This is a genomic window from Sphingorhabdus sp. M41 (assembly GCF_001586275.1).
In the GTDB taxonomy this organism is placed as follows: Bacteria; Pseudomonadota; Alphaproteobacteria; order Sphingomonadales; family Sphingomonadaceae; genus Parasphingorhabdus.
Genome location: NZ_CP014545.1, coordinates 2,839,951 through 2,865,923, shown reverse-complemented (window position 1 = coordinate 2,865,923; position 25,973 = coordinate 2,839,951). Strand labels below are relative to the sequence as shown.

Below are 25,973 nucleotides of genomic sequence, written 5' to 3'. Positions count from 1 at the left end.
AACGGAAAAACAGCGCCTCGCGCCTGTTCACATTGCTTGAACGGGCCCGAGGCGCTGTGCCGATTTGCATCCATACAAGGATTATCCGCGAGAGTCCCGCGCTGCGGTTGAAAAGAATAGCGCCTGGCTGATCGCTGCCCGAATAGCATTGGGCTGGAACGGCTTGGTGATAAGAAATGTCGGCTCGGGGCGTTCCCCGGTGAGCAAGCGCTCGGGAAACGCAGTAATGAAGATTACTGGCACCGAAATCTTTTCCAGGATATCTTTTACAGCATCAATACCCGAGCTCCCGTCCGCCAGCTGAATATCGGCGAGTACCAAGCTTGGTTTTGCCTTGGCAACGGCTTCGAGTGCGCCCTTGTGGGTAGTCGCGGTTCCGCACACTCGATGTCCTAAGCCCGATACGATTTGCTGCAATTCCATCGAGATCAGAACCTCGTCCTCGATAATAAGGACATCTGACCGAATTTCATTGTCGATCTCTGCAATGGCGTCTTCCAGCAATCCGTTGATCGAATTCACGCCAACATCTGCGATTTTTGCGACTTCGCTGATCGAAAAACCCTCCAGCGCTGTCAACAGCAAGACTTGCCGACTGATATCTGGAATTGCGTTCAAATGGCTCTGAGCCGTATTGTCATCAGGATCTGCCGTGACACTGACGTTCGCGCTTTCCCAGATGCCAGAGAAAATCCGGTATAGGTGAACCCGCACATTATTGTCGTCTGACAGAGATCCGGGATCGGCGATAATGGCTTCGAGGGTTGCCTTCACAAATGCATCGCCGCTTTTTTGGCTGCCCGTTAAAGCTCGGGCATAGCGTCGGAGATAAGGAAGATGCGGTTTTAAAGTTTCAGCTAATGACATATATTGTGTCTCCGTAATGGGCTCCAAACGCATGATATGGGAAAGGGTTCCATAATAATTTCGCTTGGCAGATAATGCGTTAATCCTTGGATTTTGGGGTTCGAAACGGAACCAATCTGGAAATGGGTCGTAGACTGTGTATTAAACAGAAGCTGGAGAAAAAGAAATGACAGGTAATTATTCGGAAGAATTGGGCGCGGTAAAATCGGATTTGCAAACTTTAAAGGATGATCTGGCAACCTTGACCAAATCCGTCAAGGCCGATGCCCAGGCCAACGCATTGGAATTACGTGCCAACGCGAAAACCAAGCTTGACGCCGCGCGCGCCAATGCGGTTGAGGCCGGAACCAAAGGACGCAAAAAAGCGCAGGCGACGATTCAGGACAATCCGATCGTGAGTATAGCAGCCACAGCAGGAGTGGGATTGATTATTGGCGCATTGATGGCCCGCCGTTAGGCTATAAGAAATGCTGGAGTGAAAGGGGCGAGGGAAATAAATTCCCTCACCTTTTTTATGGTCTGAGCCGTATGATTGCAAATTGTTGCTCGGGTCTATGCAAGGGACGTCAAAACGGATTATTTCCACCCGTAGATCGCTAAATTTGCGATCGCGCTTTTGATCTATGGGGAGGTCTTCCAAAGCGGTGGATCTCTCGCCTACCAATTTTGCATTGCCGATAACTTCAAGCATTTCATATAGTTCTTCACGATCATCATTATTCATGTAAAAGTCATGTTTTATTCGACCCGAGCAGGCCCCCATTTTTTGCTACGCGCGGCTTCCGTCTTTGGTTCCGACCGCGTGCAACAAGATCGGGAGTCATTCGTTTGGGCGTTGATCGGCGGATCGGGCGTGGGAAACAAGGACCAGATATGAATGCGGGCAATCAGATCCACAACGAGCTAGAGCCGGCCATGGAGGCCGAGCGTCTGGCAACGCTCCGTGGCTATGAGGTTATCGATAAAGCGCCGGATGCGGCCTTTGCCCGGATTACGCAATTGATCGCCGATATTTTCGCCGCACCGATGGCATCAATCTCATTCATCGATGCCGACCGCGAATGGTTCAAGTCTTCGGTCGGCTTTGCCGAGGGCTATGCTGCTCGGGATGTTTCCCTGTGCGCGCCGATGATTGAGGCTCGCGAGCCTTTGGTCATCAAGGACGCTTCACGTGATTTGCGCTATGACCGCAATCCTCTGGTAATCGGGGAACCGTCCGTCTGCTTTTTCGCTGCCGCGCCATTGATTGCTCCCAATGGCATGGTTCTTGGTGCGCTTTGGGTCGCTGACACGGTCGAGCGTTTTCGCATTACAAAAAGCCAATTGAATCAGCTGACAAGCATGGCCGATATCGTAATGAGTGAAATGGAGTTAAGCCGCGAGATCAGTTTGCGTGAACAGGCGCAAAAAAATGCTGCCATCGACCGCTCCAATCTGGATCTTACGCTTGCCCTCAGTGATATTGCCAGCTTTCGGATCGATCTTGAAACTGGGCTGATCGATTGGGGCGGCGCTTATATGAAAATCTGGGGAGAGGATGCAGGCGAAGCGCTTACCCAAGTTGAAAGCGCAATGGCCCGTGTTCACCCCGAAGATCGCGAGACTGTCACCGACGCGATGAACGCGGCGGCAGCACCGGGTGAGAAATATGAAGCGCGGTTTCGTATCGTTTTACCGTCGGGAGAAATCCGATGGGTGGAGGGATATGGCGACTATCTGGAAGCGAACGGGCGTCCCACGCTGACCGGGGTCAACAAGGACATTACCCATTCCGTCGATCAGCAGGAACAGCTGCGGCTCCACACGCGCGAACTGCATCACCGCCTGCGCAACCTTTTCGCGACGCTGCAATCGATCATGGCGCTGACCAAAAATTCGGCGACATCGATTGATGATTATATCGAGCGGATCAATAATCGGCTGCGGGCGCTCAATCGGGCCCAGCAAATATTGCTGGACACCAATTTTGTAACCGGATCATTTGCCGCGCTGGTGAAAGATCTCTGCATGACCTATCCGAGAGTGCGCTGGTCCGGTCCGGATATCATTCTGGCAGAGAATGCGATGGTTTCGATATCGCTCGTCCTCAATGAACTGGCGACCAATGCGGCGAAATATGGAGCGCTGACCGCTGAAAAAGGACTTGTCAGGATCAAGTGGGATGTCCGAACCGAAGAGGGACAGGATATTGTTGAATTGCGCTGGTCGGAAAGCGGTGGCCCCCAGTCGGATGTCGCCCCGTCCAGTGGCGGTTTTGGCTCTTCGCTGATCGATCATAGCATCACCCGAAACTTGCGCGGAGAGATTGTCAGGGACTGGACGGCCGACGGCCTCATATGCACCATAACTTTCCCTGCTCCTGAAGAAGGAATCGGTTAGTGGCGCAAAAGGCCCTGTTAAGACGAATATCCTTTTATGCCGATCTGGATGAGGCTGACCGGCAAGTGATCATGCAGATTGATGGGCGAGAGCAGCATTTCGAGAAAAATACGGAAATCGTCGATGCTGGCCAGGAAATGGATAGCGTGCTGATCGTAAAGGAAGGCTGGGCGATCCGATACAAGACTCTGGAGGACGGCCGGCGCCAGGTTCTGAACGTGTTGCTGCCAGGGGATATGTTCGATCTTCAGGTATTGGTTGCCGCCGAAGCAGACCATTCGGTAAAAACAGTGACGAACCTAACCGGCTTGTCGGTGAGGCCCTCGGTATTCCGGCGCCTGTTGACGGAATCCGGGAAATTGACTCTCGCATTCTGGTGGATGCAGGTTCAGGAAGAAGCGTTTTTGCGCGAGCAGATCGTTAGAAATGGCAAGCAGACAGCCCGGGAAAGAATCGGGCATTTTTTGCTCGAGCTTTATCGGCGCGTGCTGATTACCGGGGCGGGTACAAACGACGGGTTTCGCGTACCGCTCACCCAGACGGTCATCGCAGATGCACTGGGTTTGACCCCCATTCATACCAACCGGATATTGCGTCAGCTGGAACGGGATGGCTTGGTGGAGCGCGACAATGGCTGGATTCTGTTCAAGGACGAAGCGCGGCTTGCCGAGATCAGTCAATTTGATTCCAGCTATTTTCATCTCGACGCCTTTCGCATGCGGTTAGGGCGCGAATAAATTTTGGTTATTGTGGAACTTTGTGTAGAACATAGGCGTTGCATAAACCGAACCAATATAGGGAGTTCATAATGAAAAAAATTGCAATTGCTGCAGTGATGACGGCTGGCTTGGCGCTCTCCGCTTGTGAAGCCAATGTTACGGAAGAAGGCGAAATGCCTTCCATGGACGTTGACGTTTCCGGCGATGCAGGCCAACTGCCTGAGATCGACGTCGAAACCGCCGATGTTGAAGTCGGTACGGAAGAAGTCACGGTCGACGTTCCTGACGTTGACGTGAAGATGCCTTCCGAACAATAATTTTTCGAAATTTATTAATACGACGATGGCCAGGCATTATGTCCTGGCCATTTTTTTGCGTGACCGGGCCTTGGGCTGACAGCATATGCCGCGCCGGTTCCGGAGAATCGCAGATATATCAGAATTGATGAGTGAAAAGTTGCTGGGAAATTCGGCCGTTGGTAAACGGGGGGGATACGATCGGGCGAATTTCCCAGCTGGTTTTTGAGGAATGAAAGCAACACCGGGTCAGAGGTCGACATCCATTCAATCTTGACAACACTTGTCGTTAAAATTGGTTCCCGGGACATTGCATTTATTTTCGACGGGCATTTTTGCCGCCGAGAAACCAATTAGTTGGCAGCCGTCCCGTCAGCACGAGAGACTGTGTACTAAGATTGCCTCCGATCAATAAGGCATGCGGACCGCGCAGATGCAACCAAGCAGATGCAACCAATGAGCCAATTGCGCGTCATGTAAGATATATATTATCGATGGAGATCTTATGACTGATATTTTTACCCGTCTGAAACAGGACCATGACCGGCACCGTGAAATGCTCGACCATGTCGCCGACACAAGCGGTGATACAAAGGAGCGTCGTGAGTCTTTCGAGCAGCTGCGGATTGATGTTTCCGCTCACGCAAATGCCGAAGAACAGTCGTTATACGCGGAAATGCTGGCTCGGCCTGACCTTCAGGACAAAGGCCGACATTCGGTTGCCGAGCATAAGGAAGCGGAAGATTATTTTGAAGATTTGGTAGACATGGACTTCGGCAGCACGGGATGGCTTACGCGATTCAAGACTCTCAAGGAGCGGCTGGAGCATCACATGGAAGAGGAAGAGGAAGAAATTTTCGCAGCTGCCAAGAAAGAATTAAGTGACGAGCGAGCCCAGGAGCTGGCCAAGATTTTCGACGAACGCAAGCCTGTGGAAAAACAGGAAGTTGCCTGAAGAACTGATATAAGCCGGGGGGTAAATAAATGTTGAGTGATTGGACGACCACAGAATGGGAGCAGGTAGCTCTCATCGCGCTTTCCGCATCGGTGATGTATGTGACGGTGATCCTGCTCACCCGGCTGGCGGGTGTCCGGAGCTTCTCGAAAATGAGCGGTTTCGACTTCGCTGTCACGGTCGCGATCGGCTCGGTGCTTGGCTCGGTCATTCTGTCCAAAGATCCGCCTATCGCTCACGGTGTTGCTGCGCTGATTTTTCTATTCTCACTTCAAATCGGAATGGCAGTGCTGAGAAGCCGTTTTCCCGGCCTCCAGTTAATTGCTGACAATAAGCCGCGGCTCATCATGATCGGTGGTGAAGTGCAGCATGACCAGTTGAAGAAAGCCAAGATGACCGAGAGCGATCTTTGGGGCAAACTGCGGGAAGCAAATGCTTTGAATTTCTCGCAAGTGTTGGTCGTAATCGCGGAGACCACGGGGGACGTATCTGTCCTGCACAGTTCGGACAGTGACCGGACTATCCAACCTGAACTGCTAAAGGGCGTCATCGCTGGTGAGCGGTATCGCAACAATCAGCCCGGCTAGAGGACCCACCCGCGATCATGATCCACCGTCATATATTCGGTGGATCATGATTCAATCCTGCTTCCTGCGCCGGAATATTTCGAGGTTTATGTCTAGCGGACGGTTACGGTGACGGACCGGCGGTTCAGACCCCATGCCGTTTCATCAGAGCCGAGCGCGTCTGGCCGTTCCTTCCCGTAGCTGACGACCGATATTCTCGATAGTTCCACGCCCAGAGTGGAAAGATAATTTTTTGCGGCATTGGCTCTGCGTTCTCCGAGCGCAAGATTATATTCGCGGGTCCCGCGTTCGTCGCAATGGCCTTCGATCCGGATTCGCACGCTCGGATTGGCGACCAGCCAGGCAGCCTGGCTGCGTAATATTTGCTGATCTTCGCTGTCGACATTGCTGCGGTCGGTTTCAAAGAAAATTCTGTCGGCTGCGACATTGGCCAGGAAGTCTTCCTGGCTGCCCTTGATCGGTCCGCTGGGTGCATTGTTATAATTACTATTGTCGCCCGGTGCGGGTGGCAGGCCTTCAGGCGCTTTCTTGCTGCAGGCCGAAAGCGACAGTGCCGCGAACAAAAGGGGCATTGATATCAAATTTGCTGAAAGGCGAAATTGGGACATTGGGAAAACCTTTTGACTGTTACAGCTGTCTTTTAGGTCCTTTCATCAAAAGCAATTACCACGGATTTTATATGCGCCCGTCGGGAAGGGAGGCATATGAAATCCATGGTAACGACAAAATCATGCCTGATGTAAAACATGCTCGTCCCTTTGAGGGACTGAATGAACTAGGAGAAGTCCCCCTCCACGAGATGACGCGGGCACCCGCCCACCCCGACGACGCCCGCGTCATCCAATCCTCAATGTTCGAAATCAATATCCAGCCGGTAGCCGACGCCAGGCTCGGTCAGCAGATATTCCGGTTGCGATGAATCATATTCCAGCTTCTGACGGATCAGCGCCATGTAGCTGCGCAAATATTGGGTATCGACCGTCGGATCATTCCAACCGGCAAGCAGCAGCTGGCGATGGGTCACCACTTGTCCGGCATGCCGGGCCAAAGTCTCCAGCAGCTCGAACTCCTTGGGCGAGAATTTGATTTCCTCGCCCATCAGGAAGACCTTCCTCTTGAGAAAGTCGATCCGCAAATGACGGGATTCAAATTCCTGGCTCTTGATTGCCTCGTTCTTCCTGCGCCGCACCGCAGCCCGGATTCGCGCCAATAGCTCCTCGATATTGAACGGCTTGTTGATGAAATCATCGGCGCCCTGATCCAGTGCGGCAACCTTCTCCGCTTCCTGGTGGCGGGCAGACAGGATCAGGATGGACAGGGCGTTGAGATCGAGCAGCCTTGCGATAATCTCCTTGCCATCGGCATCGGGCAATCCGAGGTCGAGCAGGATGATGTCAAACACGGTTTCTTTCGCCTTTTTCAGGGCTTCCGCCGCTGTTCCAGCTGAATCGACGCCATAGCCTTGTGCGATCAATACAGGCTGCAGCGACCGGATGAGAGCGGTCTCGTCATCGACCAGCAATATTTTCACGTTCATCGGCCATTGCTTTCTGAGGGGGAGGCGGATGCGGGAAGCTTGACGGTTATCTTTGTTCCTCTGCCCATTTCCAGCGGACTGTGGGCGGCGATATCGCCCCCGAATGCCTGGGCGAATCCAGAAGCGATGGACAGGCCCAGGCCATGGCCTTCCTTGCGTATGTTTTCCGCCGAGCGGTAAAAACGGTCAAAAACTCTGCTGAGTTCGGAAGCCGGAATGCCGCAGCCCTGATCCGATATGGCAATTTCAACCTGTCCGGCTTGCTTGTGCCCGGTGATCAGAACCGGCGCAGCTTCAGGACTATATTGGATCGCATTTTCTAGAATATTGTAGAATAGCTGCTCCAGCATCACCGGATTGGCGCGTACCGTGCAGTTATCAAAGGGCAGGCTTTTGATGATCTCTCGCGCGCTGTGATGCATTTTCACCGTGTTGACCGCCGAGCCCAGCATCTCCACCAGATCCAGGCTTTCCAGCTGGTCGGGCGATATGCCGGCCTGCAGCCTGCCCAGATTGAGCAAGTTGGTGGTGTAGCGGTTCAACCGCTCGCACTGATCCTGAATGATCGTCAGCATTTCCTTGCGCGAAGCTTCCGGCAGTGTGTCACCATAGGATGCAAGGCTGGATGCCGATGCGGAGATTGCCGCAAGCGGCGTGCGCATGTCATGGGAAATCGAGGAGAGCAGCGCGGTCTTGAACTCTTCGGACCGGCGCATCGCTTCTGCCTCTGATTTCTGATGGAGCAGAACGAAGCGGTCGATTGCCATGCTCAGCAAGTTCAGCACGGCATCAAAGTCGATCTTGCTCAGTCGTTTTGACTTTTGCGCATCCTGTGTACAGATCAGCACACCGACCTGGCGCTGTGATGAGGTCAACAGATAGACGATCTTCTGATCCCGAATATGCTGTAATTCACCTTGTCGGGCGGCTTGCTGGGCTTCTGCCAGCCATTGCTCCTTTCCCTCGACCGCGATCGTTTTCTCTTCGCTGAGTGCATAAATTTCGAATTCACGGGCTGAATCGAATATGCCGGTCTGGACGATCGCCCGGTCAATATCTTCCAGCTGCACGGCGGTCTGCAACTGATTGCTGATATCGAGCAGCAGATTGATTTTCTGCTGCGCAATCTCGGCAGCGCGGGCCCGGTCGTTGATCCGGCCAGCCAGCACGCCCGACAGAAGAGCGCTCAGATTGAAAGCCACTAGCGGTATATATTCATCGGAAGTGGTTACACCGAAATCGAGCAGGGGCTCACTAAAGAAGAAGTTGTAGAAAAAGGAGGCGCCGATACCGGCCAGCAAGCCACCGCGCAGGCCGTTAACAGCACCGATGATGGTTACGGCGGACACATAGATCAGCGCAGCACTAACCGGCCGGTCGGCGCTTTGCGCGACATAAGTTGCCAGAGTTCCGGCGACAAAGACCGCGAGCCCGACGAAGAACGAGACATAGTTTCGCGAGCTGTCCGAAGCCAGTCGTTCGAATATTGTCGGCATCCTGTTCAACATCGGCAGATCCATTCCGGCGGCATAGCGGAAATTCCGGCAAGCGGCATGCACGGATTTTCTATGCTGGCGGCCAACTGGCTTTCAGTCCGGCCAGGTAAAGGACAGGCGGTCTTGCCCGGTGGCTATGGCGGATGCGCTATAGCGGCGTTCGATGATCGATCCATTGCCTTGATGGTCGATCGCAACGACCGTGCTGCAGCGCGTTCCGTAGACCGGGTTTAGTATGAATATCCCGGAACTGGCGGGCTCCAGTTGCGCGGGCGATTGGTTATTGCCTGCTGTCGTGAGCGGATATGTCGATCTGTCCGTCAACAGATCGAGTAAATCAGCGGAATTCTCTGACGCGTTGTGGAGCCAATCGTCCAAAGCGGCATTGAGATGTTTCGCCTTTGCCCACGGATTTTGCAGTGACCCGTTGGAAAGGCCGTGGATGCCCGGCTCGAGACGTTTGCTGACAGCATCCGGCCGGTTGGAATGAACCAGAGCTTCACCCTCCTCGACAGTGATCAGGTTGAACGGGTTAAAGTCGGAAAATGACACCCCGGAAAGGTCGGAATAGCGACCCTCGCCAGCCAGAAAATCCTTCAGCAGATCCCCGCGGGAAGCGCGATTGCCATCCGGCGCCCCATAGCCGCTGAGATTTGTGACGACGGCAAAGCGGCCCTGTTCGGAGATGCCGAGCCACGTCCCGCCTGCCTGAATGTCTTTCCCTGCCAACATATGCTCGCGGTCCTGCCAGCGGGCCAGCGGCTGTGCGGGCCGGGCGTGCATCTCGTCCCGGTTGCCGATCGCGACAAGTTTCCAGTGGGGATGGGCCTGCCACGCAAGTGAAATGATGCACATCGGGCGGCAATAGCAAAAGGCATCCGTTTTGCGAATATATTGTCCTTATAGGTCTCCTTTTCCCCGGAAAAATTTAATTCGGGTCACACGGGTCACGCCCCCTAAAGCGGAAAAACCTGTGGTGGTGGGCAGCGGTTAGCGGGCGGCCACAAGATCGACCCTATTCCTGTTGAGCGAGGGGGATCGAAAGGGACCGGAAAGTGGAGCGGCGGGGCCTGTCAGCGCGCGAAGCAGAGCCTGGTGCAACATGGTCATGGCAGCGGTTTATCCTATCGGGCCACTGCAGGACAGGAGGATTAGCGTGTCGGAGGTGCTGCTGCAAAGCGGCTTTTGGCAGAAGATATCGCGGGCAAGCCCGTCTGTTCATGCAAATCGACGTAAAGCCACGTAAATTTTGCACATGCCGGACCGTTTCTTACGACCAAATTAATCCTTTTTGGCGATTGAGAGTTTGCAAAAAGCAGGGTTGAATGTGGCCAAGAAATTCTTGAAATTATTCTCAAATGAACCGGTGAAAGATGCGGAGGAGGATTCCGTTTCGGTCATCATGTCGGATGATCATGCCCGACGTATCGAAATCCTGGATGATTTCGAGCAAGCGGGCATCAGCTGGCTATGGGCAACGGATGTTGCGGGCAATCTGGTATATCTTTCAGAAAAAGCCGCGGCCAGCCTGAACAAGTCGATTGACGAACTGCTGGCCTTACCGCTGACTTCATTGTTCGAAAATGATCCCGACAATCCGGACGAAAAATCCGACCGCCCGCTCAAATTTCATCTCAGCAAGCGCAGCAAGATCAACGATCTGATCGTCCGCCGGGTACCACATACGCTTGGACAGGAAGACCATCCGACATGGTGGCTGATTTCCGGACATCCCAAATTTGACGATTTGGGAAATTTTCAGGGCTATCGCGGCAATGCCAAGGATGTCACCCTCGAATATCAGCGCAAGCTGCGAGAATCGCGGATGGCGGAATTTGATTCGCTTACCGGACTGGCCAACCGCCATCGTATGGACAACCGGCTCAACAGCCTGCTCGCGGCTTTCAAGGTCGCCAACCGCAGCTGCGCAATCATGATGCTCGATCTTGACCGTTTCAAGCAGGTCAATGACACGATGGGCCACCCGGCTGGCGATGAATTGCTGAAGCAGGTAGCCAAAAGATTGCGGTCGATTATCGGCGATACCGGTGAAATCGGGCGTCTGGGCGGCGACGAGTTTCAGGTCATATTGCCCGATCTTTCCGATCGCGGAAAACTCGGCGAAATTGCCGAAAAGATCGTCAAGATCATTTCCCAACCCTATCCCATAGATGACAAAAGCGCGACCATCGGAACTTCGATCGGCATTGCCATCGCCCCCTATGACGGCGTCACCAAGGAAGAATTGGCGCGCAGTTCCGACCTTGCCCTTTATGCGGCCAAGAATTCGGGCCGCGGACAGTTTCGTTTCTTTTCCTCTTTTCTGAAAAATGAGGAAGAAGAGCGGCGGCTTCTGGTCGATGACCTGCGGGACGCGCTCGTCAATGACCAGGTCGAGCTTCACTATCAGCCGGTCGTGCGCACGGACGATCATATGATCGTCGGATTTGAGGCGCTGATGCGCTGGACGCATCCGGAGCGGGGAGAGGTGAGCCCGACCGTGTTCATCCCGATGGCGGAAGAATTGAATCTGATCAACCAACTGGGGGAATGGGCGCTGCGCCGCGCCTGCCACGATGCGCTGCAATGGCCAAAATCGGTCCGGGTAGCGGTCAATGTATCGGCCGTGCAATTCGCCAATAGTGGCTTTCCCGAAATCGTGATGAACGCGCTGGCGACCAGCGGTCTGGATCCGGAGCGGCTTGAACTGGAACTGACCGAAAGCGTCTTTCTCGGCGACAGCGACACTATCGACACGGCTTTCAGAACCATCAAGGAACTGGGTGTACGCCTGGCTCTGGACGATTTCGGGACCGGATATTCGTCGCTCAGCTATCTGCGCTCGGCTCCGTTCGACAAGATCAAGGTGGACAAGAGTTTTGTCGATTCCTGTACGCAAAATGACAAGAATAGCGCCAAGATCATCGCCGCGATTATCAGCCTGTCCGACGCGCTGGAAATGGAAACGACGGTCGAGGGCGTCGAGGCCTTTGACCAGTTCCGCCTCGTCTGTTCGAAAGGCGCGCGCTACATTCAGGGGTGGATCTATTCCAAGGCGATGCGGCTGGAAGAAATCGAAGAAAAATTGGGGAGCGGCGAACTCAGTATCGAGCCTGACGGACCGGACCTGTACCGGCCGGATAGGCGGACCGTGTTTCGCCGGATTGGCGCGATTCATGACGATCATCGCTACGATGTCGTGATGCGCGATCTGTCGAAGACCGGAGCCATGTTCGAAGGCCTGATGGGCGTTCCGATTGGCACCAAGATGGTGCTCGATCTGGGTGCGGGACAATTGGTGGTCAGTACAGTGACGCGATCAGACGAATCCACCGTGGGCGTCGAATTTGAAATGCCGCTGGTCAGTGACGGCGCCGGCGGCTTGTGCACGCGCCACCGGGCGTCTCCCTATGAGCTTTCCGCAGCGGGCATGCCTAGCGCAGCCTTGCCAGCGGGAAATTCTTCGACGACACCGGACATGTCCGGCTTGTCGGGCAAAGCCCGATTCATGCAAGTATCCGGCGGTGGCCACTGAACGGCTTGAATCGCGCTCGCTGAATGAGGGTGGCCGGTTATGCCGATCCCGCTGTGCTGCTGCTTTGAAAGAACAAAAATCTGCTGGCAAATGCGTACACGACAGCCAATGTGCGCTGAAATTCAGCCGCACATATCTTACGTATATTTCATGAAGATAAATGCAATGACGTTAAGTCATTGAGAAGTGGTGACCCCTACGGGATTCGAACCCGTATTTCAGCCGTGAAAGGGCCGCGTCCTAACCCTTAGACGAAGGGGCCATACCAATTGCTGGTCAGCGAGCAACGGCCATTAGGGGGGTGCCGGGCATTGGTCAACCCTCTTTTCGCTGGATTTTCGGGCCTATTTTCTAACGCTGTGGCAGACTGCCTGCAGCTTGTCGCTTTCTGCGTCGCGGACATCGGCGCCAATATGCGAATAATAATAATCGGGACGCAGTCGCGGTGGGCCCCAGACCCTCCCTCAATCCGCCCAGGCGGCATCTTCCAGATGGATTTCCGCCGACGGACGGCTGCCCCAGTCATCGATCTTGGCGCGGCCTGCGATCCATAATTTTCTTCCTCTCGGAGCATTGAGCAAAGTCTGGCCAAGATCGCTTTCCGCCGCGCGAAAGGCAATTGTCTTGATCGAGGCACCATCATCGCCGCCGACAATCATCCGCACATGATCGGTTCCGACAATATCGCATTTGATGATTCGGACCGGTCCGGTGGCGATGCGCGGCGCTGGCCAGCCCATGCCATAAGGACCGGCTCCGTCCATCGCTTCGACCATCGTCGGATTGACGCCCTTGGGCGAAAGCACCGCGTCGAGCAGCAGCGCCTTGCCGTCCTGGGCCTTCCCGACACTGTCAGCGAGCCGGTCGTTGAGAAATTCCGAAAAGGCATCCACTTTGTCCGCCTCGATGGTGATGCCTGCAGCCATGGCATGACCGCCGCCAGCAACCAGCAGGCCGCTGTCCTTGGCGGCTATAATTGCGGCGCCGAGATCAATGCCGGAAATCGAACGTCCGGAGCCTTTGCCGAGACCATCATCATCCACCGCGATGATGATTGCCGGCCGGTTCAGCTTCTCCTTGATCCGTCCCGCGACAATACCGATGACGCCGGGATGCCAGCCCTTGGCGGATAATACCGCTACAGCCTGATTCTGCTGCGACGAACACATCGCATCCGCCTGTTCGAGTACATGGGCTTCGATCGCGCGCCGTTCCTGATTGAGATGGTCGAGCTCGGCGGCGATGCTCCGCGCTTCCTCAGGGTCTTGAGTGATCAATAATCGCACGCCGAGATCCGATTTGCCGACCCGGCCACCGGCATTGATTCGGGGACCGAGAGCAAAGCCGAGATCCGAGCAGATCGGCGCGCGCTTCAGCCGGCTGGCGTCGATCAGCGCCGACAGGCCGATATTCTGGCGCCCTGCCAACACTTTGATTCCCTGCGCAACAAAGGCGCGGTTGAGACCGCGCAGCTGGGCGACATCGGCGACCGTGCCCAAGGCGACAATATCCAGCAGTTCGAGCAATTTTGGTTCGGCGCGATCCTTGAAAAATCCCTGTTGGCGCAGCGTCCGGACCAGAGCCGCACCGAGCAGAAACGCCATGCCGACCGCCGCGAGATGGCCATGTACCGCGCCGGCATCGCTTTCGTCCAGCCGGTTTGGATTGACCAGGGCCAGCGCCTTGGGCAGTTCCACCGCGCATTTGTGATGGTCAACGACGATCACCTCGACACCGGCCCGGTGCGCCATGTCGAGCGCTTCAAAGGCCATCGCGCCGCAATCAACGGTAACGACCAGGTTGCTGCCCTGCTCGCCAAGCTTGACCAAAGCCTCGCCGGAAGGGCCATAGCCCTCCATCAACCGGTCCGGGATATAGTAACCCGCTTCCAGCCCGAGGTCTCTCAGCAGGCGTATGAGCAAGGCGGCGCTGGTCGCACCATCGACATCATAATCGCCAAATATCGTGACCTTTTCCTGGTTCTTGATCGCCAGGGCCAGGCGGTCCGCCGCCTTGTCCATGTCCTGAAAAACCGAAGGGTCGGGCATGAAGCCCCGGATCGTCGGGTCGCGGTTGACCGCGAGCGTTTCCCGGCTGGCGCCGCGAGCGAGCAACAACTGGGTTACCAGATCATCCGGCTGGAATCCCGGATCGCGGGCATCAGCACTGGTGCTGCGCCAGCGCCAGGTTTGGCCGGACAGGGATTTTTCTACATTCAATACTGCATTCATGGTCCGCGCTATGCGTTAAAGCTGCGGCGCTGACAATCGGTCTGTTACTTGTTAGGGAGAGGCACATGAAAAAGCTTCTGATCGTCTATTACAGCTATACCGGTGGCACCGCCCAGATGGTCGAGGCTGCTGCCCAGGCCGGGCAGGGCGAGGACGGGATTGAGCTGTTGGTGATTCGTGCGGAAGATTGCCAGCCGGAGGACATGTTGTCCGCCGACGGCTATATTTTCGCGACGCCGGAAAATCTCGCGGCGATTGCCGGAGTGATGAAGGCCTTTTTCGACCGCTGCTATTATCCGCTGCTCGGTCGAATTGAAGGACGACCTTATGCCGTGATGATCTGCGCGGGATCGGATGGCAAGAATGCGAAGAAACAGGTGGAGCGGATTGCAACGGGCTGGCGGCTCAGGAAAGTGATCGATAGCCTGATCATCTGCACCCATGCGCAGACCGAGCAGGAAATAATGGCGCCCAAGACGATTTCCGAAACCGACCGCCAGCGATGCGCCGAGATGGGTGCCACGTTATCGGCAGGACTGGCCATGGGAGTCTTCTAGGTCAGTTCGCGCACACGCTCCTGCAACACCGGGATAACGTCTTTCTCAAACCATGGATTGGCCTTAAACCAGCGGATATTGCGCGGGCTGGGATGGGGCAGGGGTAAAAGATCGGGCCAGAATTCCTGCCAGCGCTTTACCGTTTCGGTGAGGGTCCGCGATTTGCGCTCGCCAAAATGCCAATCCAGAGCATATTGGCCGAGGACCAGCGTGAGCTCGATTTGCGGCATCGCCTGCATCAACGGACGGCGCCACGCCGGAACACATTCCTGACGGGGCGGCAGATCGCCACTGTTGCCGGTTCCTGGATAGCAGAAGCCCATTGGCAGGATGGCAAACAGGCCTGGATCGTAAAATTGATCTTCGGTCACGCCGAGCCACTGGCGGAGCCGTTTGCCACTGGCATCGTCAAACGGCCGACCCTTTTCATGGGTTTTGCTGCCCGGAGCCTGGCTGGCAATCAGGATCCTGGCTGTGGCAGAGGCCTGCAACAGCGGGCTCGGGCCCAGGGGCAGGTCTGTGCAGATCGCGCAGGTCCGGACCTGGGCAAGCAGTGTTTCCAGACCATCGTCTGGATTCGCGCTCATTCTGTCCGGCGACAAATCGCCAGATGATCGAGTTTTTCGTCCTCGGAAATTCGCGGCAGGGCAAAGACATGCTCAAGATGCGTCGCCTGGCGCCCGTCCGGCTTTCGTTCGCCATTGACCACTGCGGCAAAATCCCGGCAGACGGGCGCGCTCAGCAGATAGTTGCTGTGGCCGCTGCTGCCGCGGCTGATCGCGGAGGTGTCGATGATGGTCAGCGCCGCCTTGTCGACAGCCTGCGCATATTTGGGATGTTTTGCATAGCATCGTTCGGGGAGGTTTCTGGCCTTGAGATCAGCCGCTTCAAAAGGATTGAAGCACCGGGGATAGCCCAGGCGAGGATAGCCATGGTAATTGTCGGACAGCGACAGGGCCCGATCATTAATCGATGCATATACCGTAATCCGCCGGTCGTTGCGGACGCGCCGGTCGGATAATATTTCTTCCGCGATGTCGCGTTCAAAATCCTGCGTATCGACATCCGGCGACACCAGAATGATGTTCGATATGACGCTCGAATCGCCATTGGAAACATTGCGGTCCACATATTCCACCGATGGCAGAACCAGTCGCGCACCCAGCGAATGGGAAATGAGGATGATTTCCTTCGTCGATTCCAGCTGAGCCAGCTGCATCAGAAATTTGCGAAAGTTGCGTTCATCCCAATACATATTGGTTTCATCGACCGGATATTTGAACAGTGCGCCTTGCGAAGGCCAGCTATATTGAATGGCCGGTCCGGTGAAGTTGGCCAGCCGGGCGATCTGGTCCGTATCGCGCGAGCTGGAGAAGAATGTTTCCCGATAGCCGTGGACATAGAGCAGAACCCGACCATCAGCAGCTTTCATCTTGCTGGCAAGCTGGGCCCACCATTGTTGAGAATCGGAGAAGGCCAGCGGAATGGTACGGACCGTTTTGCCCGGTTCGCGTTCTACGTCTCGCGGTCCGGCGAATCGCCCGTAGCGCACTTTGTCTCCGCGATGATTGAGCAGACTGATATTCTCGGTCAGGCAGTCCGGCAATCGGCTGGTGACAAAGAAAAATGGCTTGTCACTTCCGTCGACCTTAACGCTTCCCGTTGGATTGCATCGCTCGGGTGCGACATAGTCTGAATGCGGTATTTTACCATATTCCACCGGTGTCACGCACCCGGCGATCAGCCACGGCAACGCGAGGATTGACCATCTGGCTTTCGATGCCAATCGCTTCAGCATTTCACGGCTTGCAATCCCCATATTCAAGTCTTGCGATGCTCGCTCTTCACCCAGCGTACGGTGCCGGATGAGGCGCGCATGACGACGCTTTCGGTGGTCATCTTGCCGCCGCGCAATTTCTTCACGCCTTCGAGCAGCGAACCATGGGTAACCCCGGTCGCGGCAAAGATCACATCGCCTTTGGCCAGCTCTTTCAGGTCGTAGATTTTGTCGAGATCTTCGATGCCCCATTTATAGGCGCGCTGGCGTTCGTCGTCGTTGCGGAACAACAGACGGCCCTTGAACTGGCCGCCAACACAGCGCAGCGCGGCTGCCGCGAGCACGCCTTCGGGCGCGCCGCCGCTGCCCATATACATATCAACCGTCGTGTCTTCGTCGGTCGTCGCGATGACGCCAGCGACATCACCGTCCGGGATCAGCATGATGCCGCATCCGATGCCGCGCAGTTCCGCGATTATCTTGTCGTGGCGCGGTCGGTCGAGAACACAGACGATGATTTCGGATGGCTCAACGCCCTTTTCCTTGGCAACGGCAGCGACATTTTCGGTGACCGACTTGTTGAGATCGATGATACCCGGCGAATAGCCAGGTCCGACAGCCAGCTTGTCCATATAGACGTCAGGCGCGTTCAACAGGTTGCCTTTTTCCGCAATGGCCAGAACGGCCAGCGCATTGGCACCGGCCTTGGCGGTAATGGTTGTGCCTTCCAGCGGATCCAGCGCGATATCAATGGCCGGAGATTCGCCTTCACAGCCGCGTCCAACTTTTTCCCCGATAAACAGCATTGGAGCCTCGTCGCGTTCGCCTTCGCCGATCACTACGGTGCCGCATATGTCCAGCTCGTTCAGCGCCGCGCGCATCGCTTCAACAGCAGCAGCATCCGCTGCCTTTTCATCACCGCGACCGATCAGATCGGCTGCCGATATCGCCGCCGCTTCGGTGACGCGTACCATTTCCATAACCAGTACGCGGTCCAATATGTCGCTTGCTTTGGGCATGATATCGATTAATCCTTCTGTAATGGGGTAATTTTGAACTCTCGATAGGGGAGCGATATTGCAATGTCGAGACAGGTTTTCCTGATCCTTTTGTTGATACCGTCGGCTGTACTGAGTCAATCCATAGAGCCGAGTGATCGCACCCATCAGCTGTTGGACAATGCCAGGCAATTGGCCGCTGTTGATGCGGAAGGCTGCCTTCTTTTCCGTTCGACGGACGAGATTGTGGTGTGCGGAACTCCCGAAATTGATCGTCAGCAGCGGTTGCCATATCCCGAATTGACGGCAGAGCCGGGTGAAAGAATTCGCGAGCTGCTTCCCAGGGCCAACCCCGGCATTATCCAGCAGGGCCGCTGTTATGTGACCATGAACGAACGCAACTGCTTCAAAGGCCTGTCGGTGCTCAGTGTCAGTTTCGGCGGAAGTGGTGGTGGAGTGGGAGGCGCAGCCGGTCGTATTGCTCAGGCCGTAAACCCGGATTTACCGGACGAGGATTACGTCAAACAGGCGATGATCAGGCCGCTCGCACCGTCGTCCGGCGACTGATCAGTCCTGATCGCTGAGCAAATGCATCACCACGGGAGCGGCCTGCAAACTGGTGGAACTCGACAGGGCCGCCAGACTCTCCGAAACATTGCGCTCGCGACTGTCATGGGTGACCATCGAGATCAGCACTGACCCTTCATCGGTTTTCGCGGTTTGGATAAGGCTCTCGATCGACACATTTGCATCGCGCATGGCGGCCGTAATTTCCGCCAATACGCCGGGCTTGTCGGTGACGATGAAGCGGACATAGCTTTTGCCGATCCGGTTGCCGCTCTCGGCGCGCTCGCACGCTTCCATTTTGCTGGCGGGCGCGGCGAATACCGTGCCGGCATCACCGCGGGCAATATCGATCAGGTCAGCGACCACCGCAGAGGCGGTTGGGCCTTCGCCAGCGCCGGCGCCCTGAAACATCAGGCGCCCGGAAAAATTGCCTTCGGCAACCACTGCATTGGTGGAGCCTTCAATATGGGCGAGCGGATGGCTTTCGGGCACCAGATAGGGATTGACCCGCTGGAACAATTTTCCGTCATCGATCCGGGCCATGCCGAGCAGCCGGATGCGATAGCCCAGAGCCTTGGCCTGACCGATATCTGCGGCCATGATATGGCGGATGCCGTCGATCTCGACGCCTTCAAAGTCGAGCGCCTTGCCGAAGGACAAGGCCGCCAGGATGGCGAGCTTGTGGGCTGCATCGACACCATCAATGTCAAAGCTGGGATCGGCTTCGGCATAGCCGATCTCCTGTGCTTCCTTCAGCACGTCGTCAAAAGCATGTCCGTGTTTTTCCATCGCGGTGAGAATGTAATTACAGGTGCCGTTGAGAATGCCGTAGACCCGTTCGATCCGGTTCGCCGACGCACCGTCGCGCAGCCCCTTGATCACGGGTATTCCTCCGGCAACTGCCGCTTCGTAGCGCAGTGAGAGATTTGCGGTTTCCGCGGCCTTGGCCAGCTCCATGCCGTGATGTGCGATCATCGCCTTGTTGGCGGTGACGAATGACTTGCCCGAGGCCAGGCTTTTGCGCGCGAGATTCAGCGCAGTGCCATCGGCGCCGCCGATCAGTTCGACAACGCAGTCGACCTTATCATCTGTCGCTAGATCTTCGGCCTCGTCATACCAGTTATAGGCGGTCAGATCGATGCCACGGTCCCGGTTGCGGTCGCGGGCAGAGATGGCGGTGACAACAATGGGCCGGCCGGCCCGCTGCGCGATCATTGCGCCATTTTCTTCGATGAGCCGGATAACTCCGGTCCCGACGGTGCCTAGTCCTGCGAGCGCGATGCGTAGCGGAGCGGTCATGGTCATTGCCTCTTTGCGTTTCAGGTGAGATTGTTGGCGTCTTATTAGCGCCGCCCTTGGCGATTGCCAGAACTAGTTCTGCGCAGTCAGGGGCGTCGTGATCTTGGGCAGTTGCCGAGATCATTGAGCACCATCTGATAATCGCTGCGCGCCTGCTGGGCATTGGTCGGTGAATCGCCTGCCAATGCCGCGGCCGGCAACTGGCGGGGAAGGAAGCAGGCCATCCTGTACCAGAGCAGGCTGTTCCTCACTGGTGCGCGCGCTGCTTCGTCGACTATCTCGCCCAGCGAGACGGCCCAGAATTTCCGCTGGCCATCACGTTTTAGCACGGTGATCGAAACGGGTGAGCCGGATTCCGTTTCCATGAATATCTGGGTTTCGCCTTCTCCGATTATGGTGCCGGGAACATGAAAGGCACTTGCGATCCGGGAGATTGCCGGCGGCGCATCGCGAGCGACCAGCTCGCGGACCAGCGAACGGACCCGCTGTTCGCGTTCGGGCGTCCAGTCAACCTGTGCGTCCTTGGCGACCAGCTGGACATTGTCACCACCGCTGCCCGATGGGCGACGGGCAAATATTATGAACGATTTCTTCTTGATTTTCGGAGCCCGTCCGTGCTCGTCAAGGGGCAGATCGATGACATAGCGAATCGTTTCGCCAATCCCGCCCTGACCACGAATCAGCGCGTTGGTCGATGCGACAATATAAAAGCGTTGCGTTCCCGGAGGGGCATTTGGCACGCGGGCCGGATCGACTTTTATTGCGTCTTTAACCGTCAGGTGAATAATAAGCGGTGCATCCGAACTGAGGTCGGCGATGTCCGCATATTGCAGTGGATCGCTCTGATCCATGGCCTGTGAGAAAGCTGGAAATACCCCGATTTGGGTGGAAAACAGGGCGAAGGCGAACATCAACAAAGAGCGCATGATTATCTCTGAAACAGGGTTAAAGGATGCCGGGTTTTAGGCCCTATTGTGGGTCTTTAACAGCTTAATCGTCCCTGAACCAACAAAGCGATTGCCTGTCTGGAACTAGCACGTTAAAACAAATTTAAGATGGCTTTCAAGCGAACGAAAAGTTGTCATGGGGATAATAAGGGTCGCGATGGTTTTCCAAGCCTCTCGCTCTTTGTCTGGAACTTCAGTGATGAAGTATACTACCTTGTGATGGGGAAAAAGGAGTTACATTTCTGAATGGCTTATGCTGACCAAGAGATGAGTTCGAACAAGATCATATCGATCGTTCTTGTCGTAATCATTCACCTGTTACTTGGCTATGCGCTGGTCACCGGGCTAGCCTATACTGCCGTCAAGAAGGTTGCGTCGCAACTGGATATGATTGATATTGATGAGGAAGAACCACCGGAAGAGCCGGAGGAACCACCACCACCACCACCGGAAAAGCCGATTGAGCCGCCACCAGTGGTTACACCACCGCCCATCGTGGCACCTGTGGTAGCTCCTCGGCCGGTGATACGGACGGTTCCAACCGCGCCACCACCACCAGCGCCAGTGGTTGCGCCTCCGCCGCCACCACCACCTCCTCCTCCGCCACAACGGGCGAATCCGGAGCCTCGTGGTAATCCGGGGAGTTGGGCCAATGCGAATGACTATCCTTCGCGGGCTCTGCGTGAAGAACGTGAAGGGACCACTCGTTTCCGGTTGACCGTAAACGCCGATGGCAGGGTATCCGATTGTCAGATCACAGGTTCTAGCGGCCATGCTGATCTGGATGAAGCTGCCTGCAAAAACCTAACGCGGCGCGCACGGTTCAGACCTTCTCTGGACTCGAGAGGCGAGCCAACAACTGGCTATTATTCCAACGCCGTTCGTTGGCAGATACCAAAATAATGTAAATTGGGGAGGGCATTCCAAATTGCCCTTCCCGCAACAGTTTTATTGCAAATAGTTTATCCTGAGGGGAATGTTAAAATGTTGATTGAAATTTTGGCCGCTGGTTCCGCAGCACCACAAAACGCTTTCGGTTTCGTCGAAGCCATGGAGCAGGGCGGCGTTATCGCATGGTCTGTCCTGGCAATTCTTACGATCATGTCTGTCTCGTCTTTCTACATTCTGTTTTCGAAGCTTTTCGAACAGAACAAGATCATGAAGCAGGGCCAGGCAATGCGCTCGACTTTCTGGCGTGCGGGTACCCTCAAGGAAGGCGCCGCGAAACTCGACAAGAATTCGGCTTACCGTCAAATCGTTGATGACGCGATCAAGGCTGATGCAGATCACGCGAAACTGACCGACCCGGTTGAAGCGCATGACTGGCTGCACGGATCGATCGAACGGTCGCAGGATTTAATCAAATCCAAGCTCGCAACCGGCCTGCCATGGTTGGCTACTGTTGGTGCAACATCGCCGTTTATCGGACTGTTCGGTACGGTTATCGGTATCTATCGCGCACTGATCAAAATCGGTATCGCCGGTCAGGCATCGATCGACGCCGTTGCTGGTCCTGTTGGTGAAGCACTGATCATGACCGCTCTGGGTCTTGGCGTTGCTGTTCCAGCCGTTTTGGCTTACAACTGGCTGCAGGGACGCAACAAGCGTATCTCCGAACAGCTGGCTGCATTCTCCAATGACGTTCTGGGCTATATGGCTTCCGACGGTGGCGTTAAGCCAATCGCGCCAACTGCCGCTGCAGCGAAACCTGCTGCAAAGCCGGTTGCACCCGCCGCAAAGAAATAAGCCGGGGGCCGGGTTGTCAGCCAGATCTTTGGCAAGCAACCCGGCCAACGCACGACGAGGGGGCCTTCGCTCCCTTCAGATGGTTTAGTTTTGAGAGGATAAAATCCTATGGCGATGAATGTTGGGGGCGGTGGCGGAGAGGAAACTCCTCTATCCGACATTAATACTACCCCACTCGTGGACGTTATGCTGGTCCTGCTGATCATTTTTCTGATCGCGGTTCCAGTGGTTATCCAGACTGTGAAGCTCGAACTTCCGGTGCTTCCATTTGAAGTGACCACGACAAAGCGCGAAAATGTGCTGCTGTCGATCACGACGACGGATGCCGCAGGACGTGACCCGGGTGAAGAAGGATATTCAGGCGCCACTCCAGGCGGCAACTGCCGGGTATACTGGAACACCATCCCGGTTGATTCCAACGACCTGGTCACCAGAGCGGTGAAGCAGCTGGAGGATCAGATTGAATCCTTTGGTGGGGTCGAGAACATGACACCGGAAGATATGCCAGAGGTTCATATCCGTGGTGACATCAACACACCCTACAAGTGCATTGGCGGCGCAATCTATACGATGCAGCGCGCTGGTTTTGCGAAAGTGGGCTTTTTGTCCACACCGATTGTTGTCGAATAGTCCGACAGCTTAGAGTTATTTAAGGTTAAGGAGACGCACGAATGGCAATGAGTGGCGGAAGCGATGATGGCGAGCCAATGATGGAGATGAACACGACGCCGCTCATCGACGTCCTGTTGGTTCTTCTCATCATGTTCATCATCACAATCCCTGTGCAAACACACGCGGTGAAAATCGATTTGCCGGTGTCGGACGATAGTCCATCGGACCCACCTCCGGTCGATCCGGTCAAAAACCGTCTCGGGATTACGGCAACCAATCAGGTCATCTGGAATGACAGTCCGGTTACGCTGAATCAGGTCAAACAATATCTGGCACAGACGAAATCGATGGTTCCGGAACCGGAACTGCAGTTCCAGCCCGATCCGTTGAGCGCCTATCTGACCACCGACCGGACATTGGCGGTGATCAAGGACAGCGGCGTGACCAAATTCGGCTTCGTCGGCAACGAACAATATGGCAGCTTCAATAAAGCCAAGCGACCACCGAACTAGGTTCGACAAACAGAAACAAAAAAGGGGCCGCGATATCCTGTCGCGGCCCCTTTTTTATGCGCGAAGCGTAGAGAATATTGGGGTCAGGACCTGTCGGACAGGTGCCGCTGATCTGGTGCCAAGGGGCTTTGCAGGTGACCGGAAAGGACTGCTTTGACGGTGCTATAGCAGGCGCCACGGTCATTGCCCCGCGCCATATCCGTCACATCTTGCGGATAGCTAGTTTGCCTTGTTCCCAGACCAAAGCTTCCTAGCAAAGGCAATAAGCTCTCATCGCGGGCGCTGTTGCCGGAATGACATCTGGCCGGTGCCCCCAGCAGGTGGCTCTAACCGGTCCCGTCTCTAGACGGTTATCTTGGACGAGCTTGTCTCTGCACTACTGAACTGCAACTCAGCCAGTCGGGCGTAGAGGCCGTTCCTGGCAATCAGGCTGTCATGGTCACCCTGTTCGACGATCTTGCCCTCATCCATCACGATAATGCGATCGGCCGACCGTACGGTCGCCAGGCGATGGGCAATGACGATCGTCGTGCGGTCCTGCATCAGATGATCAAGCGCGTCCTGCACCAGCTTTTCACTTTCCGCATCGAGCGCCGACGTGGCTTCATCGAGCAGCAGGATCGGCGTGTTGCGGAGCAGGGCGCGGGCAATCGAAATACGCTGGCGCTGGCCGCCGGACAGCCGGGTTCCCGCTTCGCCCATGAAACTGTCCAGACCGTCGGGCAAGGCGCGGAGAAATTTCTCCGCATTGGCAACGCGCGCTGCCTGCCAGATTTCCTCGTCGGTCGCTTCCCATTTGCCGTAACGCAAATTGTCGCGGGCCGATGCGGCAAATAATACGGTTTCCTGAGGCACCAGTGCCATACGCTGCCTGATTTCAGCCGGATCGGCCGAGGGCAGGGCGACGCCATCAATGCGCACGGAGCCGCTCTGCGGGTCGTAAAAACGCTGGGCGAGTTGGAACAGAGTCGATTTTCCGGCCCCGGACGGTCCGACCACGGCGACCGTCTCGCCAGGCGACACCGTCAGGGAAAAATTGCTTAGCGCCTGCGTGTCCGGGCGGGTCGGATAGGAAAATGTGACATTGTCGAACGCGATCTGGCCGCGCGATGGCACGGGCAGGGCAATCGGATTTTCGGGGGCCGCAATGCCCGGTTTCTCGGACAGCAATTCGGCCAGCCGGCCCGCGGCTCCGGCGCCGCGCAACAGATCGCCATAGACTTCGGTCAAGGCGCCAAAGGCCCCTGCTACCAGGCCGCCGGTGATCACAAAGGCTGCAATGGTACCGCCGGAAATGCTTCCCTCTGCCACGCCGATTGCACCGCGCCACATCAACATGGTGATGCCGGTGAAGATCAGACCGATCACGATGGCGGTCATCGCCGCGCGCAGCCGGATCCGGCGCTTGGCGGTTTCGAATGTGGACTCGACTGCGCCGCTGAATCGTTCATGCTCGCGCTTTTCCTGTCCGAATGCCTGGACAATTTTCATCGCGCCCAGCACTTCGGAAATCATCGCGCCGACATCGGCCACCCGGTCCTGGCTCGACCGTGACACATTGGTCAGCTTCCGGCCGATGAACACAATCGGCAAAATGATCACCGGAATAGCCAGCAGCAGTCCTGCGGTGAGCGCCGGGGCAAGGGTGAAGAGATAGATTATCCCGCCGATGCCGATCACGATATTGCGCAAGGCGACGGACACGGTGGTCCCCACTACCTGTTCGATAATCGCGGTATCGGAGGTCATGCGCGAGGCAATTTCCGATGGCCGGTTTTCCTCGAAAAATCCCGGCGCGAGACGCAGCAGATTGGCCTGTACCGCAAGCCGCAGGTCGGCAACAACCCGCTCGCCAAGCCAGCTGACAAAATAGAAACGGAATGCCGTCGCGACTGCCAGTATCGCGACTATGCCAAGAAGACCCTGGAAATAGGGAGCGATATCCCCGTTCCCGGCCATGAAGCCCTTGTCGATAATGGTTTTGAAGCCGGCGGGTATCGCCAGCGTCGCCATTGCGGAGACAAAAAGTGCCAGCAACGCAAAGGCTATTTGCTTCGGATAAGCGACGGCGCGATCGAACACCATCCGCAAATTGCCGATTTTCTTGAGCGGTGCGGGAGGGGTGTCTTTTTCAACGGAATTGGTTTTATCGTTCATGAGAAAGCGCCTAGCAGCCCGTCCAATTTGTCACAATCAAAGCTTTGTCCGGTGTTCATCCAAATCCCGCCGTCCAGCCAACATGGCGATGAAGCCGAAATTACCAAGGGTGACCAGAATTTTTTGCCGATTTTCCGATCTAGGAATTACAATGGCTTAACGCTGGCCAAATGCCGAGAAATTGTTAAAAGCATAAGGG

The 25,973-nt window shown here is 55.8% G+C and carries 25 protein-coding genes and 1 tRNA gene; 13 read left to right on the top strand and 13 right to left on the bottom strand.

Annotated elements, in window-relative coordinates; genetic code table 11:
* Positions 1–81: 81 nt before the first annotated feature.
* Positions 82–867: a response regulator gene (locus AZE99_RS13595; RefSeq protein ID WP_067202145.1), complete on the bottom strand. Its 786-nt coding sequence runs from the start codon at positions 865–867 to the stop codon at positions 82–84.
* Between the two features lie 166 nt (positions 868–1,033).
* Between AZE99_RS13595 and AZE99_RS13590 the strand changes: the two genes are divergently transcribed.
* From AZE99_RS13590 to AZE99_RS13565, 6 genes are all read left to right on the top strand, one after another.
* Positions 1,034–1,324, top strand: coding sequence for a DUF883 family protein (locus AZE99_RS13590; RefSeq protein WP_067202142.1), 291 nt, complete (start codon positions 1,034–1,036; stop codon positions 1,322–1,324).
* Positions 1,325–1,740: 416 nt separating this feature from the next.
* The gene (locus tag AZE99_RS13585; RefSeq protein ID WP_067202139.1) at positions 1,741–3,246 is read left to right on the top strand and encodes a sensor histidine kinase; all 1,506 of its coding nucleotides are present in this window, start codon (positions 1,741–1,743) and stop codon (positions 3,244–3,246) included.
* A complete protein-coding gene (locus tag AZE99_RS13580) occupies positions 3,246–3,983 on the top strand; it encodes a Crp/Fnr family transcriptional regulator (RefSeq protein WP_067202136.1) in 738 nt (245 codons plus the stop codon). Before AZE99_RS13585 ends, AZE99_RS13580 begins: the two co-directional genes overlap by 1 nt.
* A gap of 71 nt (positions 3,984–4,054) precedes the next feature.
* The gene (locus AZE99_RS13575; RefSeq protein ID WP_067202133.1) at positions 4,055–4,282 is read left to right on the top strand and encodes a hypothetical protein; all 228 of its coding nucleotides are present in this window, start codon (positions 4,055–4,057) and stop codon (positions 4,280–4,282) included.
* A 484-nt stretch (positions 4,283–4,766) separates the two neighbouring features.
* The gene (locus AZE99_RS13570; RefSeq protein ID WP_067202130.1) at positions 4,767–5,216 is read left to right on the top strand and encodes a hemerythrin domain-containing protein; all 450 of its coding nucleotides are present in this window, start codon (positions 4,767–4,769) and stop codon (positions 5,214–5,216) included.
* A 29-nt stretch (positions 5,217–5,245) separates the two neighbouring features.
* The gene (locus AZE99_RS13565) at positions 5,246–5,803 is read left to right on the top strand and encodes a DUF421 domain-containing protein (RefSeq protein ID WP_067202128.1); all 558 of its coding nucleotides are present in this window, start codon (positions 5,246–5,248) and stop codon (positions 5,801–5,803) included.
* A gap of 92 nt (positions 5,804–5,895) precedes the next feature.
* Here the strand turns inward: AZE99_RS13565 and pal are convergent, their stop codons facing one another.
* From pal to AZE99_RS13545, 4 genes are all read right to left on the bottom strand, one after another.
* A complete protein-coding gene (gene pal, locus AZE99_RS13560; RefSeq protein WP_231862621.1) occupies positions 5,896–6,375 on the bottom strand; it encodes a peptidoglycan-associated lipoprotein Pal in 480 nt (159 codons plus the stop codon).
* A gap of 275 nt (positions 6,376–6,650) precedes the next feature.
* On the bottom strand, positions 6,651–7,340 hold the full coding sequence (locus tag AZE99_RS13555) for a response regulator transcription factor (protein WP_067202122.1): 690 nt from the start codon (positions 7,338–7,340) through the stop codon (positions 6,651–6,653).
* Positions 7,337–8,848: an ATP-binding protein gene (locus tag AZE99_RS13550; protein ID WP_197460200.1), complete on the bottom strand. Its 1,512-nt coding sequence runs from the start codon at positions 8,846–8,848 to the stop codon at positions 7,337–7,339. Before AZE99_RS13550 ends, AZE99_RS13555 begins: the two co-directional genes overlap by 4 nt.
* A gap of 81 nt (positions 8,849–8,929) precedes the next feature.
* Positions 8,930–9,691, bottom strand: a complete 762-nt coding sequence (locus AZE99_RS13545; protein WP_067202116.1) for an NRDE family protein — start codon at positions 9,689–9,691, stop codon at positions 8,930–8,932.
* Positions 9,692–10,178: 487 nt separating this feature from the next.
* Between AZE99_RS13545 and AZE99_RS13540 the strand changes: the two genes are divergently transcribed.
* Complete coding sequence (locus AZE99_RS13540; RefSeq protein ID WP_231862620.1) at positions 10,179–12,371, top strand: putative bifunctional diguanylate cyclase/phosphodiesterase; 2,193 nt, start codon at positions 10,179–10,181, stop codon at positions 12,369–12,371.
* A gap of 187 nt (positions 12,372–12,558) precedes the next feature.
* On the opposite strand, the gene AZE99_RS13535 is transcribed toward AZE99_RS13540, so the two are convergent.
* Together AZE99_RS13535 and recJ are read right to left on the bottom strand one after the other, a co-directional pair.
* Positions 12,559–12,633 (bottom strand) — tRNA-Glu (locus AZE99_RS13535).
* A 202-nt stretch (positions 12,634–12,835) separates the two neighbouring features.
* A complete protein-coding gene (gene recJ, locus AZE99_RS13530; RefSeq protein ID WP_067202110.1) occupies positions 12,836–14,602 on the bottom strand; it encodes a single-stranded-DNA-specific exonuclease RecJ in 1,767 nt (588 codons plus the stop codon).
* A 65-nt stretch (positions 14,603–14,667) separates the two neighbouring features.
* Between recJ and AZE99_RS13525 the strand changes: the two genes are divergently transcribed.
* Positions 14,668–15,159, top strand: coding sequence for a flavodoxin family protein (locus AZE99_RS13525; protein WP_067202107.1), 492 nt, complete (start codon positions 14,668–14,670; stop codon positions 15,157–15,159).
* Here AZE99_RS13525 and AZE99_RS13520 read toward each other — a convergent pair.
* The 3 genes from AZE99_RS13520 to glpX are packed head-to-tail and all read right to left on the bottom strand — an operon-like array spanning position 15,156 to position 17,955.
* Complete coding sequence (locus AZE99_RS13520) at positions 15,156–15,746, bottom strand: uracil-DNA glycosylase family protein (RefSeq protein WP_156472276.1); 591 nt, start codon at positions 15,744–15,746, stop codon at positions 15,156–15,158. The genes AZE99_RS13525 and AZE99_RS13520 overlap by 4 nt on opposite strands.
* Positions 15,743–16,978 carry an alpha/beta hydrolase gene (locus AZE99_RS13515; protein WP_231862619.1) on the bottom strand — a complete coding sequence of 412 codons (1,236 nt, stop codon included), beginning with the start codon at positions 16,976–16,978 and terminating at the stop codon, positions 15,743–15,745. Before AZE99_RS13515 ends, AZE99_RS13520 begins: the two co-directional genes overlap by 4 nt.
* Positions 16,979–16,980: 2 nt before the next feature.
* Positions 16,981–17,955, bottom strand: a complete 975-nt coding sequence (gene glpX, locus AZE99_RS13510; protein WP_067202105.1) for a class II fructose-bisphosphatase — start codon at positions 17,953–17,955, stop codon at positions 16,981–16,983.
* Positions 17,956–18,018: 63 nt separating this feature from the next.
* Here glpX and AZE99_RS13505 point away from each other — a divergent pair, with 63 nt between their 5' ends.
* Positions 18,019–18,501 carry a hypothetical protein gene (locus tag AZE99_RS13505; RefSeq protein WP_067202102.1) on the top strand — a complete coding sequence of 161 codons (483 nt, stop codon included), beginning with the start codon at positions 18,019–18,021 and terminating at the stop codon, positions 18,499–18,501.
* Here the strand turns inward: AZE99_RS13505 and AZE99_RS13500 are convergent, their stop codons facing one another.
* Together AZE99_RS13500 and AZE99_RS13495 are read right to left on the bottom strand one after the other, a co-directional pair.
* Positions 18,502–19,800: a homoserine dehydrogenase gene (locus AZE99_RS13500; protein WP_067203709.1), complete on the bottom strand. Its 1,299-nt coding sequence runs from the start codon at positions 19,798–19,800 to the stop codon at positions 18,502–18,504. It abuts the gene before it with no gap.
* Positions 19,801–19,886: 86 nt separating this feature from the next.
* Positions 19,887–20,726: a hypothetical protein gene (locus tag AZE99_RS13495; RefSeq protein ID WP_231862618.1), complete on the bottom strand. Its 840-nt coding sequence runs from the start codon at positions 20,724–20,726 to the stop codon at positions 19,887–19,889.
* Between the two features lie 267 nt (positions 20,727–20,993).
* On the opposite strand from AZE99_RS13495, the gene AZE99_RS15990 reads away from it, so the two are divergent.
* The 4 genes from AZE99_RS15990 (at position 20,994) to AZE99_RS13480 (ending at position 23,617) form a co-directional block, all read left to right on the top strand.
* The gene (locus AZE99_RS15990) at positions 20,994–21,650 is read left to right on the top strand and encodes an energy transducer TonB (protein WP_082788388.1); all 657 of its coding nucleotides are present in this window, start codon (positions 20,994–20,996) and stop codon (positions 21,648–21,650) included.
* An 81-nt stretch (positions 21,651–21,731) separates the two neighbouring features.
* Positions 21,732–22,493: a MotA/TolQ/ExbB proton channel family protein gene (locus AZE99_RS13490; protein WP_067202099.1), complete on the top strand. Its 762-nt coding sequence runs from the start codon at positions 21,732–21,734 to the stop codon at positions 22,491–22,493.
* A gap of 108 nt (positions 22,494–22,601) precedes the next feature.
* A complete protein-coding gene (locus AZE99_RS13485) occupies positions 22,602–23,123 on the top strand; it encodes an ExbD/TolR family protein (RefSeq protein WP_067202097.1) in 522 nt (173 codons plus the stop codon).
* 41 nt (positions 23,124–23,164) lie between these two features.
* The gene (locus AZE99_RS13480) at positions 23,165–23,617 is read left to right on the top strand and encodes an ExbD/TolR family protein (protein ID WP_067202094.1); all 453 of its coding nucleotides are present in this window, start codon (positions 23,165–23,167) and stop codon (positions 23,615–23,617) included.
* A gap of 342 nt (positions 23,618–23,959) precedes the next feature.
* Here the strand turns inward: AZE99_RS13480 and AZE99_RS13475 are convergent, their stop codons facing one another.
* Positions 23,960–25,774, bottom strand: a complete 1,815-nt coding sequence (locus AZE99_RS13475) for an ABC transporter transmembrane domain-containing protein (protein WP_067202091.1) — start codon at positions 25,772–25,774, stop codon at positions 23,960–23,962.
* Positions 25,775–25,973: the final 199 nt, after the last annotated feature.

What these genes read in the sequence shown, in the direction of transcription:
- AZE99_RS13505 (WP_067202102.1), top strand. Translation starts at nt 18,019, where the DNA reads ATGTCGAGACAGGTTTTCCTGATCCTTTTGTTGATACCGTCGGCTGTA.
- pal (WP_231862621.1), bottom strand. Translation starts at nt 6,375, where the DNA reads ATGCCCCTTTTGTTCGCGGCACTGTCGCTTTCGGCCTGCAGCAAGAAA.
- AZE99_RS13590 (WP_067202142.1), top strand. Translation starts at nt 1,034, where the DNA reads ATGACAGGTAATTATTCGGAAGAATTGGGCGCGGTAAAATCGGATTTG.
- recJ (WP_067202110.1), bottom strand. Translation starts at nt 14,602, where the DNA reads ATGAATGCAGTATTGAATGTAGAAAAATCCCTGTCCGGCCAAACCTGG.
- AZE99_RS13525 (WP_067202107.1), top strand. Translation starts at nt 14,668, where the DNA reads ATGAAAAAGCTTCTGATCGTCTATTACAGCTATACCGGTGGCACCGCC.
- AZE99_RS13495 (WP_231862618.1), bottom strand. Translation starts at nt 20,726, where the DNA reads ATGCGCTCTTTGTTGATGTTCGCCTTCGCCCTGTTTTCCACCCAAATC.
- AZE99_RS13485 (WP_067202097.1), top strand. Translation starts at nt 22,602, where the DNA reads ATGGCGATGAATGTTGGGGGCGGTGGCGGAGAGGAAACTCCTCTATCC.
- AZE99_RS13520 (WP_156472276.1), bottom strand. Translation starts at nt 15,746, where the DNA reads ATGAGCGCGAATCCAGACGATGGTCTGGAAACACTGCTTGCCCAGGTC.
- AZE99_RS13490 (WP_067202099.1), top strand. Translation starts at nt 21,732, where the DNA reads ATGTTGATTGAAATTTTGGCCGCTGGTTCCGCAGCACCACAAAACGCT.
- AZE99_RS13550 (WP_197460200.1), bottom strand. Translation starts at nt 8,848, where the DNA reads ATGTTGAACAGGATGCCGACAATATTCGAACGACTGGCTTCGGACAGC.
- AZE99_RS13515 (WP_231862619.1), bottom strand. Translation starts at nt 16,978, where the DNA reads ATGGGGATTGCAAGCCGTGAAATGCTGAAGCGATTGGCATCGAAAGCC.
- AZE99_RS13545 (WP_067202116.1), bottom strand. Translation starts at nt 9,691, where the DNA reads ATGTGCATCATTTCACTTGCGTGGCAGGCCCATCCCCACTGGAAACTT.
- AZE99_RS13595 (WP_067202145.1), bottom strand. Translation starts at nt 867, where the DNA reads ATGTCATTAGCTGAAACTTTAAAACCGCATCTTCCTTATCTCCGACGC.
- AZE99_RS13500 (WP_067203709.1), bottom strand. Translation starts at nt 19,800, where the DNA reads ATGACCGCTCCGCTACGCATCGCGCTCGCAGGACTAGGCACCGTCGGG.
- AZE99_RS13480 (WP_067202094.1), top strand. Translation starts at nt 23,165, where the DNA reads ATGGCAATGAGTGGCGGAAGCGATGATGGCGAGCCAATGATGGAGATG.
- AZE99_RS13575 (WP_067202133.1), top strand. Translation starts at nt 4,055, where the DNA reads ATGAAAAAAATTGCAATTGCTGCAGTGATGACGGCTGGCTTGGCGCTC.
- AZE99_RS13585 (WP_067202139.1), top strand. Translation starts at nt 1,741, where the DNA reads ATGAATGCGGGCAATCAGATCCACAACGAGCTAGAGCCGGCCATGGAG.
- AZE99_RS13555 (WP_067202122.1), bottom strand. Translation starts at nt 7,340, where the DNA reads ATGAACGTGAAAATATTGCTGGTCGATGACGAGACCGCTCTCATCCGG.
- AZE99_RS13570 (WP_067202130.1), top strand. Translation starts at nt 4,767, where the DNA reads ATGACTGATATTTTTACCCGTCTGAAACAGGACCATGACCGGCACCGT.
- AZE99_RS13475 (WP_067202091.1), bottom strand. Translation starts at nt 25,774, where the DNA reads ATGAACGATAAAACCAATTCCGTTGAAAAAGACACCCCTCCCGCACCG.
- AZE99_RS15990 (WP_082788388.1), top strand. Translation starts at nt 20,994, where the DNA reads ATGGCTTATGCTGACCAAGAGATGAGTTCGAACAAGATCATATCGATC.
- AZE99_RS13565 (WP_067202128.1), top strand. Translation starts at nt 5,246, where the DNA reads ATGTTGAGTGATTGGACGACCACAGAATGGGAGCAGGTAGCTCTCATC.
- glpX (WP_067202105.1), bottom strand. Translation starts at nt 17,955, where the DNA reads ATGCCCAAAGCAAGCGACATATTGGACCGCGTACTGGTTATGGAAATG.